The sequence below is a fragment of the Buttiauxella sp. genome (assembly GCF_049686335.1).
In the GTDB taxonomy this organism is placed as follows: domain Bacteria; phylum Pseudomonadota; class Gammaproteobacteria; order Enterobacterales; family Enterobacteriaceae; genus Buttiauxella.
Genome location: NZ_JBAVHX010000008.1, coordinates 264,211 through 278,627 on the forward strand (window position 1 = coordinate 264,211; position 14,417 = coordinate 278,627).

Annotated in this window: 14 protein-coding genes; 12 read left to right on the forward strand and 2 right to left on the reverse strand. The window is 51.6% G+C overall.

The features are described 5' to 3' along the window. Window positions 1–91: 91 nt before the first annotated feature. Entirely contained in the window at window positions 92–1,132 is a 1,041-nt protein-coding gene (locus WBL83_RS06515) for an aminopeptidase (protein ID WP_424588376.1), read from the reverse strand. 275 nt (window positions 1,133–1,407) lie between these two features. Between WBL83_RS06515 and cysD the strand changes: the two genes are divergently transcribed. From cysD to rpoS, 12 genes are all read left to right on the forward strand, one after another. Continuing rightward, a complete protein-coding gene (gene cysD / locus WBL83_RS06520) occupies window positions 1,408–2,316 on the forward strand; it encodes a sulfate adenylyltransferase subunit CysD (RefSeq protein WP_064543893.1) in 909 nt (302 codons plus the stop codon). A gap of 11 nt (window positions 2,317–2,327) precedes the next feature. Further along, window positions 2,328–3,755, forward strand: a complete 1,428-nt coding sequence (gene cysN / locus WBL83_RS06525) for a sulfate adenylyltransferase subunit CysN (protein ID WP_424588377.1) — start codon at window positions 2,328–2,330, stop codon at window positions 3,753–3,755. Next, entirely contained in the window at window positions 3,755–4,360 is a 606-nt protein-coding gene (gene cysC / locus WBL83_RS06530) for an adenylyl-sulfate kinase (RefSeq protein WP_424588378.1), read from the forward strand. Before cysN ends, cysC begins: the two co-directional genes overlap by 1 nt. 51 nt (window positions 4,361–4,411) lie before the next feature. Then, window positions 4,412–4,735, forward strand: a complete 324-nt coding sequence (locus WBL83_RS06535) for a DUF3561 family protein (RefSeq protein WP_424588379.1) — start codon at window positions 4,412–4,414, stop codon at window positions 4,733–4,735. Window positions 4,736–4,900: 165 nt separating this feature from the next. Continuing rightward, window positions 4,901–5,224, forward strand: a complete 324-nt coding sequence (gene ftsB, locus WBL83_RS06540) for a cell division protein FtsB (RefSeq protein WP_424588380.1) — start codon at window positions 4,901–4,903, stop codon at window positions 5,222–5,224. Window positions 5,225–5,241: 17 nt separating this feature from the next. Then, window positions 5,242–5,952, forward strand: a complete 711-nt coding sequence (gene ispD / locus WBL83_RS06545; RefSeq protein ID WP_424588381.1) for a 2-C-methyl-D-erythritol 4-phosphate cytidylyltransferase — start codon at window positions 5,242–5,244, stop codon at window positions 5,950–5,952. After that, a complete protein-coding gene (gene ispF / locus WBL83_RS06550; RefSeq protein ID WP_424588382.1) occupies window positions 5,952–6,431 on the forward strand; it encodes a 2-C-methyl-D-erythritol 2,4-cyclodiphosphate synthase in 480 nt (159 codons plus the stop codon). The genes ispD and ispF overlap by 1 nt, the downstream gene beginning before the upstream one ends. Further along, entirely contained in the window at window positions 6,431–7,477 is a 1,047-nt protein-coding gene (gene truD / locus WBL83_RS06555; RefSeq protein ID WP_424588383.1) for a tRNA pseudouridine(13) synthase TruD, read from the forward strand. The genes ispF and truD overlap by 1 nt, the downstream gene beginning before the upstream one ends. A 407-nt stretch (window positions 7,478–7,884) precedes the next feature. After that, window positions 7,885–8,646, forward strand: a complete 762-nt coding sequence (gene surE, locus WBL83_RS06560) for a 5'/3'-nucleotidase SurE (RefSeq protein ID WP_424588384.1) — start codon at window positions 7,885–7,887, stop codon at window positions 8,644–8,646. Continuing rightward, window positions 8,640–9,266 carry a protein-L-isoaspartate(D-aspartate) O-methyltransferase gene (locus WBL83_RS06565; protein WP_424588385.1) on the forward strand — a complete coding sequence of 209 codons (627 nt, stop codon included), beginning with the start codon at window positions 8,640–8,642 and terminating at the stop codon, window positions 9,264–9,266. Before surE ends, WBL83_RS06565 begins: the two co-directional genes overlap by 7 nt. A 129-nt stretch (window positions 9,267–9,395) precedes the next feature. Next, entirely contained in the window at window positions 9,396–10,526 is a 1,131-nt protein-coding gene (nlpD, locus tag WBL83_RS06570) for a murein hydrolase activator NlpD (RefSeq protein ID WP_424588386.1), read from the forward strand. Between the two features lie 179 nt (window positions 10,527–10,705). Further along, window positions 10,706–11,698 carry an RNA polymerase sigma factor RpoS gene (gene rpoS, locus WBL83_RS06575; RefSeq protein WP_034497934.1) on the forward strand — a complete coding sequence of 331 codons (993 nt, stop codon included), beginning with the start codon at window positions 10,706–10,708 and terminating at the stop codon, window positions 11,696–11,698. A gap of 127 nt (window positions 11,699–11,825) precedes the next feature. Here rpoS and mutS read toward each other — a convergent pair whose 3' ends face one another. Beyond that, window positions 11,826–14,387 carry a DNA mismatch repair protein MutS gene (gene mutS, locus WBL83_RS06580; protein ID WP_424588387.1) on the reverse strand — a complete coding sequence of 854 codons (2,562 nt, stop codon included), beginning with the start codon at window positions 14,385–14,387 and terminating at the stop codon, window positions 11,826–11,828. Window positions 14,388–14,417 lie beyond the last annotated feature (30 nt).

Consider the following 14,417-nt stretch of genomic DNA (forward strand, 5'->3'; position numbering starts at 1 on the left):
GATTTTTGTTGTGTTGGTCACAGGGGAGGACTTTTATTAGTCATACTAAAGGCCGTGGATTACAAAACTCCACGGCCTGATTATGGCAGAATTAATGCTTCGCTTTTGCCAGCTCTTTCACCAGTGGCAACATGACGCGCACGACGTCGCGGCTACGTTTTTCTATGCGATGCGGTAACCATTTATCCAGATACTGCTGGTTATCAATCAAAGCATTATGCCAACTGGTGCCATCAGGGAACGCTTTGCTTTTGGCGCGTTGTTGGTAACCATCTTTCTTGCCGAGTGACCAGTTGGTGGCTTCCACTGACAATACCGGGATCCCGGCGTTATCGAATACGTCATCATCGCTACAGCAGCCGGTACCTTTTGGATAGCTGGTATTCAGGCCTGGGTTGGTCGTAGCACTAACATGCAGCTGACGGGCCAGCGCTAACGCACGATCGCGCGTCATTTTGCTGACGGCGGTTGGCGTTGATTTACCGCTGTTGAAGTAAAGCTTATCGCCGACAATCAGGTTATCGAGGTTAATCACCAGCAAGGTATTTTTCTTCTCGCTGGCACTCATCCGTTTCAGCACATCTTCCGCGCCCAGGGTGCCAATTTCTTCACCGCTGGTGGCGATAAAACGAATGCCGTAGCGTGTCGGAATATCCTTCAAGCGGGTGGCCAGTTCCAGCATCACGCCAAGGCCTGAAGCATTGTCATCCACGCCCTGTAGCGTCAAACCACCAAGATTGTTATTCACATCGTTATCGTTGAGCGGCGTGTAAGTATCGAGATGCGCCATGATAATGATTTGCTGGGGCTCAATACCTTCCCGCGCAGCAATCACTGAGCTTGCACTGACGTTATGCCAGTTCTTATGACCATCTTTAGTGGTGTAAAGGTAACGGGTATTAAAACGGCGAATATCGCTTTGGTAGCCAAGCTGTATAAATTGTTGATTAAGGTAATCCGCGGCCATCATTTCCGCAGGACTGCCTGTCATTCTCCCTGGAAACACCGTTGCAATGTGACGCGTTTGTTGTCCGGCAATTTCGCCCATTGGCGACGTAACGGCATAAGCCGGTAAGGTGCAGCCAATCCCTAACGCCAGGCTGGTAAGCGAGTGGCGCAATGCGGAAAACATAGTGGGTCCTTTTTAAATGGGAAAAATTTTTGCCCGCATAGTATGAAACTGTGATGGACGTTACACAATTTCAAATCCTCTGAAACCCTCGCTATCCCGCTGGTTAAGCACATTTTGTAATTTACATTCCCATAACGTTATTCCTTTGTGGAACATCTCATTCCAATTCGTAATTTCATATCAAATAAACCACAGCCGTATAGTCACCCAATGAATTTTTAAACGGCGGGCAAGATTCTATGACCCACCGTACTAACCTCGGTTAAGGGAAGGTTATGGACCAGAAAAGACTTACACACTTACGGCAACTGGAGGCAGAAAGCATCCATATCATCCGTGAGGTAGCCGCTGAATTTTCCAATCCGGTTATGATGTATTCCATCGGCAAAGACTCATCGGTGATGTTGCACCTGGCTCGTAAGGCCTTCTATCCAGGCACACTTCCATTCCCGCTGCTGCATGTTGATACCGGCTGGAAATTCCGCGAAATGTATGATTTCCGTGACCGTACCGCGAAGAATTACGGTTTTGAATTGCTGGTGCATAAGAACCCAGAAGGCGTGGCGATGGGGATTAACCCGTTCGTGCACGGCAGCGCCAAACATACCGACATCATGAAAACCGAAGGCCTGAAACAGGCGCTGAGCAAATACGGTTTTGACGCCGCCTTTGGTGGCGCGCGTCGTGATGAAGAAAAATCACGTGCCAAAGAGCGTATCTATTCGTTCCGTGACCGTTTCCATCGTTGGGATCCAAAAAACCAGCGCCCGGAGCTGTGGCACAACTACAACGGCCAGATTAACAAAGGCGAGAGCATTCGCGTGTTCCCACTTTCTAACTGGACCGAGCTGGATATCTGGCAGTACATCTTCCTGGAAAACATCGAAATCGTTCCGTTGTATCTGGCCGCACCACGCCCTGTGCTGGAGCGTGATGGCATGTTGCTGATGGTGGATGATGACCGCATCGATTTACAGCCGGGCGAAGTGATCGAGCAGAAAATGGTACGTTTCCGTACCCTGGGATGCTGGCCGCTGACTGGTGCAGTGGAATCCGAAGCGCAGACGCTTCCGGAAATCATCGAAGAGATGCTGGTTTCGACCACCAGTGAACGTCAAGGGCGGGCAATTGACCGCGACCAGGCTGGCTCCATGGAGCTTAAAAAACGCCAGGGTTATTTCTAAGGAGCCGCCAGATGAACACCACGATTGCACAACAAATTGCCGATGAAGGTGGCGTAGAAGCCTATCTGCACGCACAACAACACAAGAGTCTGCTGCGCTTTTTGACCTGCGGCAGCGTCGATGACGGTAAAAGTACCCTGATTGGCCGCCTGTTGCATGACACGCGCCAGATTTATGAAGATCAGCTCACATCGCTGCACACCGACAGCAAACGCCACGGTACGCAGGGTGAAAAACTGGACCTCGCGTTGCTGGTGGACGGCTTACAAGCTGAGCGCGAACAGGGCATCACGATTGATGTGGCCTACCGTTACTTCTCTACTGAAAAACGTAAATTCATTATTGCTGATACGCCGGGGCATGAGCAGTACACCCGCAACATGGCCACCGGCGCATCAACCTGTGATCTGGCGATCTTATTGATCGATGCGCGTAAAAGCGTCCTGGATCAAACGCGCCGCCACAGTTTTATCTCCACACTTTTGGGGATCAAACATTTGGTGGTTGCGGTCAACAAAATGGATCTGGTGGCTTACAGCGAAGAGACCTTTGAGCAGATCAAACAAGACTATCTGACCTTTGCTGAGCAACTGCCAGCGGATCTGGATATTCGCTTTGTACCGCTGTCGGCACTGGAAGGCGATAACGTGGCGACTCAAAGCAGCAGCATGCCGTGGTACACCGGCCCTACACTTCTGGAGCTTCTGGAAACAGTGGAAGTGAAACGGACTGTGGAACAGCAGCCGATGCGTTTCCCGGTGCAGTATGTGAATCGCCCGAATCTGGATTTCCGTGGTTATGCGGGAACGCTGGCATCGGGCGTAGTGAACGTTGGGCAACGGGTAAAAGTGTTGCCGTCGGGCGTGGAATCCACCATTGCACGAATCGTCACTTTTGATGGCGATTTGCAACAAGCCGCCGCGGGCGAAGCCATCACTTTAGTCTTGAAAGATGAAATCGATATCAGCCGTGGTGACTTGCTGGTTGATGCCAGCGATGCGCAGCCTGCGGTGCAAACGGCGAAAGTCGATGTGGTGTGGATGGCGGAACAACCGCTGGTGCCCGGCCAAAGTTATGACATTAAAGTCGCAGGCAAGAAAACCCGTGCTCGCGTCGACAATATCCATTATCAGGTGGAAATTAACAGCCTGACTCAGCGCGTTGTCGAAAGCCTGCCGCTCAACGGTATTGGCCTGGTTGATCTGACTTTCGACGAACCTTTGGTGCTGGATAAATACCAGGACAATCCGGTTACTGGCGGGCTGATTTTCATCGACCGTCTGACCAATGTGACGGTGGGTGCCGGAATGGTGCGTGAACCGCAACAAGAGGTTTATCAGGAGCCGTCAGCATTCAGTGCCTTTGAGCTGGAACTGAACGCGCTGGTGCGTCGCCACTTCCCACACTGGGGCGCGCGTGATTTGTTGGGAGGCAAATAATGGCTGACCACGACGAAAACGTCGTCTGGCATGCGCATCCTGTCACGGTCGAGCAACGTGAAAAACTCCATCAGCATCGCGGTGCGGTGCTGTGGTTTACCGGGCTTTCTGGCTCGGGTAAATCCACCGTCGCAGGCGCGCTGGAAGAGGCGCTCCATCATCTTGGTGTGAGCACCTATTTACTTGATGGCGACAACGTTCGCCATGGTTTGTGCGCCGACCTTGGTTTTAGCGATGCCGATCGTAAAGAAAATATCCGTCGTGTTGGCGAAGTTGCCAACTTAATGGTGGATGCAGGCCTTGTGGTGTTAACCGCTTTTATCTCGCCTCATCGTGCAGAACGCCAGATGGTTCGTGACCGTGTAGGAGAAGGGCGGTTTATCGAAGTGTTTGTTGATACACCACTTTCTATTTGTGAAGCTCGCGACCCCAAAGGTTTGTACAAAAAAGCCCGCGCTGGAGAGCTACGGAATTTCACCGGAATTGACTCGGTTTACGAGGCGCCAGTGAGCCCGGAAATACACTTAGACGGCGAACAATTAGTAACAAATTTAATTGCCCAATTATTAGACCTGTTGCGTCGTGACGTTATTATCAAAACCTAAGACATTGCCTGGCGCGTCATGTGCCTGGCTTGCAGGGTTTACGGATTCGTTATGCGCAATGGCACCAACCTGGTTATTACATCGGCTGAAGCTAGCCCCAGTACCGAAGAGACGACCTGGTCATTGACTGGGGCGTTTATCGGCTTTTTGTCGTGGCTGCTGGCGCTGGGCATACCCTTCCTGATCTACGGTCCTAATACCCTGTTTTTCTTCCTGTATACGTGGCCATTCTTCCTTGCGCTATTACCCGTCGCTGTCATCGTGGGGATTGCTTTGCATTCTCTACTGCGTGGACGACTGCTGTTTAGTTGCATCGCGACCGTATTGGCCGTGGCGCTGATGTTCGGCATCTTATTTTTGTGGCTTATGGGCTAACCGTAACAGACTGTTTATGGCTCTAAATTCGCTAACTCACCTGCAAACGCGCATGTCGTCGCAATCTGTGATAAATTCTGCCGCAAATATGAAGGCGCGCTTTGTACCCAGAGCGGAGCCCGATAAAATTTTGTGCGATGATTGTGCCGTTTTTCAGGGGGCAGGATGGGTAAACTAACGCTACTATTGCTGGCCTTGTTGGTCTGGCTGCAGTATTCGCTGTGGTTTGGAAAAAACGGTGTACACGATTGGACGCGGGTCAATGACGACGTTGCTGCACAGCAAGCGACGAATGCCAAACTCAAAGCGCGTAACGATCAGCTGTTTGCAGAAATTGACGATCTTAATGGCGGCCAGGAAGCTATTGAAGAGCGTGCACGTAACGAATTAAGTATGACCAAACCGGGAGAGACCTTCTACCGCCTGGTTCCCGATAGCTCTAAGCGCCTGGGCAATAGCAATAATGCAGGGCAGAACAATCGACAATAACGCGTAAGTGAATCTACATGGCAGACTCCTCCCCGGACGTAATTGCCGTGGTGCCGGCAGCAGGTATCGGCAGCCGCATGCAAACGGAATGTCCTAAGCAATATCTAAAAATCGGCGATAAAACTATTCTTGAACACGCGGTGGCAAGCCTGATGGCTCATCCACGCGTGGCTCATGTCGTTATTGCTATCAGTCCCACTGATAGCTGGTTTGCCTCGTTGCCTCTCGCTTCAGATCCCAATGTGACGGTAATCCAGGGTGGCGCCCAGCGTGCTGACTCGGTACTCGCCGGTTTAAACGTGGTGCATAACGCGCAATGGGTTCTGGTGCACGACGCGGCACGTCCCTGTTTACATCCGGATGATTTGGCGCGTTTGTTAGCGATTACCCACACCAGCAAAATTGGCGGCATTCTGGCAGCACCTGTGCGTGACACCATGAAGCGTGGCGAACCGGGTAAAAACCTGATTGCTCATACGGTCGATCGTGAAGACCTTTGGCATGCGTTAACACCTCAGCTGTTCCCTCTGGAATTACTGCGCAGTTGCCTGCAACGCGCACTCGATGAACACGCCTCCATTACTGATGAAGCCTCGGCGCTTGAGTATTGTGGCTTCCATCCCGAATTAATTAGCGCCCGCGCCGATAATATAAAAGTGACTCGTCCTGAAGACCTGGCGTTGGCGGAGTTTTACCTCACGCGGTTAACCCAAACGGAGAAAGAATAATGCGTATTGGACATGGTTTTGATGTACACGCCTTTGGAGGCGTTGGCCCAATTATCATTGGCGGTGTGCGCGTACCGTTCGAACAAGGGCTGCTCGCACACTCTGATGGCGATGTCGCTTTGCACGCATTAACTGATGCTCTGCTGGGGGCTGCTGCCCTGGGGGATATTGGTAAATTATTCCCTGACACCGACCCTGCATTTAAAGGCGCTGACAGCCGCGAACTGCTGCGCGAAGCCTGGCGTCGTATTCAGGCGAAAGGCTACAGCCTGGGTAATGTCGATGTGACTATCATTGCGCAAGCTCCAAAAATGGCTCCGCACATCCCGCAGATGCGCGTGTTTATCGCCGAAGATCTGGGCTGCCATATGGATGATGTGAACGTTAAAGCGACCACTACTGAGAAACTCGGCTTTACCGGTCGTGGTGAAGGTATCGCTTGCGAAGCGGTGGCGCTGTTGCATAAGGCACGTAAATAATGGACATGCATAATCTGACCTGGTTGCATGGTAAGCCACAAGGCACAGGTTTAATCAAAGCCAATCCAGAAGACTTCGTGGTTATCGAAGACCTGGGTTTTGGGCCGGATGGCGATGGCGAACATCTGCTGTTACGCATCCTGAAAAACGGCTGCAATACCCGTTTTGTGGCCGATGCGCTGGCTAAGTTTCTCAACGTCCCTGCGCGTGAAGTCAGTTTTGCGGGTCAGAAAGACAAGCATGCTGTCACCGAACAGTGGTTCTGCGTGCGCCTGCCGGGAAAAGAAATGCCGGGTATGAGCGCTTTTCAACTCGAAGGGTGCCAGGTGCTGGAATACGCCCGTCATCGCCGTAAATTACGTCTGGGTGCGCTGAAGGGAAACCGTTTTACCCTGGTGCTGCGCGACGTCAGTGACCGTGCGGAAATGGAACAACGGCTGAATACTATTCTGCATCATGGTGTGCCGAATTACTTTGGTAGCCAACGTTTCGGAATGGGTGGCAATAACCTGCACCAGGCCGTGCGCTGGGCGCAAAGCAATGCACCAATCCGTGACCGTAATAAACGTAGCTTTTATCTTTCAGCCGCACGTAGCGCGATGTTTAACCAAATCGTCAGCGAGCGCCTGAAGAAGCCTGACTTTAACCAGGTTATCGATGGTGATGCGTTACAGTTAGCAGGACGGGGCAGCTGGTTTGTTGCCACCCCAGAAGAGCTGCCGGATTTGCAAAAACGCGTCGATGACGGTGAGCTGTTGATTACTGCGCCACTACCTGGTGATGGCTCCTGGGGCACGCAAAATGCGGCGCTGGAGTTTGAGCAGCAATGCGTTGCCGGGGAAACCGATTTGCAGTCGCTGCTGGTGCGCGAGCGTGTAGAAGCGGCACGCCGTGCCATGTTGCTGATGCCAAAAGATCTCAGCTGGAACTGGTGGGATGACATGACGGTTGAACTGAATTTCTGGCTACCAGCCGGCAGTTTTGCGACAAGTGTAGTGCGCGAACTAATGAACGCACCGGGCAATTACGCCGATATCGCAGAGTAACGGCTGACAAAGTTCACTAAACAGATGTCGGTCGGAGGACGCTGCGCTAATCCGACCGACAAAGAGACCTTCATCACTCGAAGCGGGTAATAATCTTACCCGCTTTTTTTTGCTCTAAATTTTGTACTGCCGTTTAGCTGTAACGCTTTGTTAACTACGTTAACCTCAGACCACAGAGGGTGATTTAGTCATCCTGGGATTGTATAGTGTCACCTGGACAGGGCTTTGTGGTGAATGTTACAAAAACTGCAACAATTTCATTACGGGTGCACTAAAATCAGCTGAATGGGATAAAACAACAGGTTGGGTGGATTTTTGAAGGTTAAAAGAACGCGTAAAGTCGTTATGCCGGGAACCAACATGTGGTTTTATCTTTTTCATATAAAAAGAAGCTTTGTAAATCCATTATGAGAATACTTTTGAGTAACGATGACGGGGTCAATGCGCCGGGCATTCAAGTTCTGGCGGCCCGACTAAGGGAATTTGCTGATGTGCAGGTTGTTGCCCCTGACCGTAATCGCAGTGGGGCATCAAACTCACTGACGCTCGAATCTTCATTGCGCACTTTCACTCTGGCGAACGGCGATATTTCCGTGCAGATGGGCACGCCAACAGACTGCGTCTATCTTGGTGTGAATGCTCTGATGCGCCCTGCGCCCGATGTCGTGGTTTCCGGTATTAATGCCGGGCCGAATCTCGGTGATGACGTTATCTATTCCGGTACCGTTGCGGCGGCGATGGAAGGGCGGCACTTAGGCATTCCTGCGCTGGCTGTTTCGTTAAATGGCTATGAGCATTACGAAACGGCGGCCGCAGTGACCTGTTCGATTTTGCGTGCTTTATCACGCGAACCGCTGCGCACCGGACGTATTTTAAATATAAACGTTCCCGACTTGCCGCTTGATCAAATCAAGGGCATTCGTGTTACGCGCTGCGGCAGTCGCCACCCGTCAGATAAAGTTATCCCGCAAGAAGATCCGCGCGGCAATACGCTGTACTGGATTGGACCGCCAGGGGACAAATTCGATGCGGGCCCTGACACTGATTTTGCCGCTGTCGATGAAGGCTATGTTTCGGTAACACCATTGCATGTTGACCTTACAGCTCACAGCGCGCGTGAGGTAGTCAGTCACTGGTTGAGTAAATCAGGAGTGGATGAGCAATGGTAAGCAAACGCGTAGAAGCTCTTCTCATACAACTGCGCGCTCAGGGCATTAAGGACGAAAAAGTTCTGGATGCGATTGCGCAGGTGCCGCGGGAAAAATTTGTTGATGAAGCGTTTGAGCACAAAGCCTGGGAAAACACAGCGTTACCTATTGGCTCAGGCCAAACCATCTCACAACCTTATATGGTCGCCAGAATGACCGAATTGCTTGAACTGACACCTGAATCCCGGGTGTTGGAAATCGGCACCGGTTCTGGTTATCAAACTGCCATTCTGGCGCACCTGGTGCATCATGTTTGTTCAGTTGAACGCATCAAAGGCCTGCAATGGCACGCAAGGCGACGTTTAAAACAGCTCGATCTGCACAATATATCCACCCGTCACGGTGATGGCTGGCAGGGCTGGCATGCGCGCAGTCCATTTGACGCTATTATTGTTACGGCAGCACCACCGGAGATCCCGAGCGCTTTATTGTCGCAACTGGACGAAGGTGGAATTTTAGTCCTCCCGGTAGGCGAAGATCGACAGTATCTGAAGCGCGTTCGTCGACTGAGTGGGGAATTTGTCATTGATACGGTAGAAGCCGTTCGTTTTGTACCCTTAGTTAAGGGTGAACTGGCATAACCTGGAACTATCTTGTTTTTTTCTAAGAGTTTTGGCGTAACGTTACGCGCAGCGAGATTTTGACATCTGGCCGTCAGCGCCAGTTCTGCCGTATTTTCATAAGCATATGATTGTTTTTTTGGGGGATAAATGAGCGCGGGAAGCCCAACTTTTACTTTACGCCGTATTGCAGCTTTATCGTTGGTGAGCCTGTGGTTAGCAGGATGCACCAGCAATGACACTCAGGCACCTATCAGTTCGGTAGGCGGTAACGGCAATGCCAGCAGCAGTTCTTCAGGTGGCATGCTGGTGACTCCTCCACCGAAAATGTCCACCCAAAGCCAGACTCCACAAATTCAGCCGGTGCAACAGCAGCCGACAATTCAGCCAATGCAAACGCAGCCGGTGGTTTCCGAACCGGTACAGACTGAAAATGGGCGCATCGTCTATAACCGCAAATATGGCGCTATTCCTAAAGGTAGCTATACCGGCGGCAGCACTTACACCGTTAAACGCGGTGATACTCTTTTCTATATTGCGTGGATAACCGGGAACGACTTCCGTGACTTAGCCCAACGCAACAATATCCCCGAGCCGTATGGCTTGAACGTCGGTCAAACTCTGCAAATTAGTAATGCATCTGGCACGCCAATCACCGGTGAAAACGCCGTGACTGCGGCCGATGCCAGCGCGCAAGGCGTCACGCCTGGCGCTGCGCAAAAAACCGCCGTGGTGGTTGCTTCTAAACCGGTAATTACGTATTCTGAGGATTCAGGTGAACAGAGTGCTAACAAAATGTTGCCGAATAATAAGGGTACTGCGACAACTGTCACAGCACCGGTTACGGCACCTGTGGTTAGCTCTACTACTACTGTACCAACTGCCAGCAGTACGTCCGATAGTGCGCCAATTTCAACCTGGCGCTGGCCGACTGAAGGCAAGGTTATTGAGAACTTCTCTGCTACCGAAGGTGGCAATAAAGGGATCGATATCGCAGGCAGCAAAGGCCAGGCTGTTGTTGCTACCGCCTCTGGGCGAGTGGTGTATGCCGGTAACGCGCTGCGTGGTTACGGTAATTTAATCATCATCAAACACAATGATGATTACCTGAGTGCCTACGCCCATAACGATACAATGCTGGTCCGGGAACAAGAAGAAATCAAGGCGGGGCAAAAGATAGCTACCATGGGTAGTACCGGAACCAGTTCAACACGTTTACATTTTGAAATTCGTTACAAGGGGAAATCCGTAAACCCGCTGCGTTATTTACCGCAGCGATAGGCCGGCAAAGTACTTTATATGCACAAAGTCGTTAAGTGATATCAAGGCGGCAACTGAGTGAAACCCCAAGAGCCTACTTAAGTAAGTGACTGGGGTGAATGAAGGCAACCAACGCAGATACCGCTTAAAGAACGAAGTGCAAGGTGCTTTGCCCAGGGATCACGGGTAGGAGCCACCTTATGAGTCAGAATACGCTGAAAGTTAACGAGTTAAATGAAGACGCGGAATATGATGAGAATGGAGTTGAGGTCTTTGACGAGAAAGCCCTCGTAGAAGAGGAACCCAGTGATAACGACATAGCCGAAGAGGAGTTGTTGTCACAGGGTGCCACGCAGCGTGTGCTTGACGCGACTCAGCTTTATCTTGGGGAGATTGGTTATTCCCCACTTTTAACAGCCGAAGAAGAAGTGTATTTTGCCCGCCGCGCACTGCGTGGTGATATCGCTTCCCGCCGCCGCATGATCGAAAGTAACTTGCGTCTGGTGGTAAAGATTGCCCGTCGTTATAGCAATCGTGGTCTGGCTTTGCTGGACTTGATTGAAGAGGGGAATCTTGGGCTAATTCGTGCTGTTGAGAAGTTTGACCCAGAACGTGGGTTCCGTTTTTCAACATACGCAACTTGGTGGATTCGTCAGACCATCGAACGGGCAATCATGAACCAAACCCGTACGATTCGTTTGCCGATTCATATCGTGAAAGAGCTTAACGTTTATCTGCGAACTGCGCGTGAACTCTCCCATAAGCTCGACCATGAGCCGAGTGCGGAAGAGATTGCCGAGCAACTGGATAAACCGGTTGATGATGTTAGCCGTATGCTGCGTCTCAACGAGCGCATTACCTCAGTTGACACCCCATTGGGTGGCGACTCTGAAAAAGCGCTGCTGGATATTCTGGCTGACGAAAAAGACAACGGCCCGGAAGACACCACGCAAGACGACGATATGAAACAAAGTATCGTTAAGTGGTTGTTTGAACTGAACGCAAAACAGCGTGAAGTGCTGGCTCGTCGTTTTGGTCTGTTAGGCTATGAAGCTGCAACACTGGAAGATGTAGGTCGCGAAATCGGCCTGACTCGTGAACGTGTTCGTCAGATTCAGGTTGAAGGTCTACGTCGTCTGCGTGAAATTTTGCAGACCCAAGGGCTGAATATCGAAGCTTTGTTCCGCGAGTAAATGTTTCGCGAGTAATCGACTCTTCAAATAAAAAAGCGGTGACCCAGGTCACCGCTTTTTTTGTGTTCGTGCTTTTCTCCTTCTGCTGGAGGAGAAGGTCGGGATGAGGTCGACCCAGCGCCGAAAACTAGACCAAACTCTTCAAACGATATATCCACTCCAGCGCCTGACGTGGCGACAGCGAATCGGGATCTAACGCTTCCAGTGCTTCTACTGCAGGAGAGGTTTCCTCCGCAACTGACAGCAGCGACATCTGCGTACCATCGACCTGAGTAGCCGCTGTATTGTTAGACAATGTCTCAAGCTCACGTAGTTTCTGACGCGCACGTTTAATCACCTCTTTTGGCACACCCGCCAGCGCCGCTACTGCCAGGCCGTAACTTTTGCTCGCGGCACCGTCTTGCACGCTGTGCATAAATGCGATGGTGTCACCGTGTTCGATGGCATCCAGATGCACATTCGCGACGCCTTCCATTTTTTCTGGAAGGGTGGTCAGCTCAAAATAGTGGGTGGCAAACAGCGTCAGCGCTTTGATGCGATTTGCCAGGCTTTCGGCACACGCCCAGGCCAGCGACAACCCATCGTAAGTTGATGTGCCACGGCCAATTTCATCCATTAACACCAGGCTATTTTCCGTAGCGTTATGCAGAATATTTGCCGTTTCGGTCATCTCCACCATGAACGTTGAACGCCCGGAAGCCAGGTCATCTGCCGCACCCACGCGGGTGAAGATACGGTCGATTGGGCCGATTTCAGCCTGCTGCGCGGGAACAAAACTGCCGATGTAAGCCAACAGGACTATAAGCGCGGACTGGCGCATATAGGTACTTTTACCGCCCATGTTCGGCCCGGTAATAATCAACATACGTCGTTGAGGTGCAAGGCTTAACGGGTTAGCGATAAACGGTTCGCTAAGCACTTGCTCCACAACCGGATGACGACCCCCAACGACCTTGATGCCAGCTTTATCTGTTAATTGTGGGCAAGTGTAATTCAGGCTGTAAGCCCGTTCCGCAAGGTTCACCAGCACATCGAGTTCTGCAAGGGTGGTGGCACTTTGCTGCAATGCTTCGAGATGCGGTAACAGCGCGTCGAACAGTTGATCGTAGAGCTGTTTTTCCAGCGCCAGCGCTTTCCCTTTTGAGGTCAGTACTTTGTCTTCGTACTCTTTCAGTTCGGGAATGATATAGCGCTCGGCGTTTTTCAGCGTCTGGCGACGAACATAGTGGATCGGTGCATGATGGCTTTGGCTGCGGCTAATTTGGATGTAATAACCATGCACGCCATTGAATCCGACCTTCAGCGTATCCAGACCGAGTTTTTCACGCTCACGTATTTCCAGTCGGTCGAGATAATCCGTTGCGCCATCAGCCAGCGCTCGCCATTCGTCTAACTCTTCGTTATAGCCAGGCGCGATGACGCCGCCATCACGGACCAGCACAGGCGGTGTTTCCACCACGGCGCGTTCCAGAAGCTCACGCAACTCAGTGAACTCACCCATGTTTTCACGCAGCGTCTGGACATATTCGGTGGGGACATCGCTCAGCAGTTCGCGCAGTTCAGGGAGATGCTGGAAGGCATAGCGCATTCGCGCTAAATCACGTGGACGAGCGGTACGCAAGGCCAGGCGCGCCAGAATACGTTCCAGGTCGCCCACCTGACGCAACACCGGTTGGATTTCAGCAGTTCTGTCTTGTAACGCGGCAATGGTCTGCTGGCGTTTTTGTAGGACATCGACATTGCGGATTGGCATATGCAGCCAGCGTTTCAGCATGCGGCTGCCCATCGGCGTCACCGTACAATCCAGCACAGAAGCCAGCGTATTTTCAAAGCCGCCAGACAGGTTCTGGGTAATTTCCAGATTACGTCGCGTTGCCGCATCCATAATGATGCTGTCTTGCTGGCGATCCATGGTAACGGAGCGAATATGTGGCAGTGATGTGCGCTGTGTATCTTTAACGTATTGCAGTAAGCAACCGGCTGCGCACAACGCATGATGGGCGTTTTCGACACCAAAACCGGTCAGGTCACGGGTACCAAACTGCATGTTCAACTGCTGGCGAGCGGTTGAGATTTCAAATTCCCACAGCGGGCGACGACGCAGGCCTCGACGACCTTCGATTAAACGTGTTTCCGCAAAATCTTCTGCATACAGTAGTTCTGCAGGATTGGTGCGTTGAAGCTCAGCCGCCATCGTTTCGAAATCTTCTGGCTCTGACAGACGGAACCGACCCGAACTAATATCGAGCGTGGCGTAGCCAAAACCTTTGCCCTCTTGCCAGATTGCCGCCAGCAAGTTGTCCTGACGTTCCTGCAACAGTGCTTCATCGCTAATGGTACCGGGTGTAACGATGCGCACAACTTTGCGCTCAACCGGCCCTTTGCTGGTGGCCGGATCGCCAATCTGTTCGCAGATAGCAGCCGATTCACCGAGGTTCACAAGCTTAGCTAAATAGTTTTCGACGGCATGATGCGGCACGCCTGCCATGGGAATCGGTTCACCAGCGGATGCGCCACGCTTGGTCAGGGAAATGTCGAGCAGTTGCGACGCGCGTTTCGCATCGTCATAAAATAGCTCGTAAAAGTCACCCATCCGATAGAACAGCAGGATCTCAGGATGCTGCGCTTTCAGGCGCAGGTACTGCTGCATCATGGGGGTGTGGCTGTCGAGGTTTTCAGTAGTAGTCATTTGATTTTATTAACCAACTTCACGATAAAA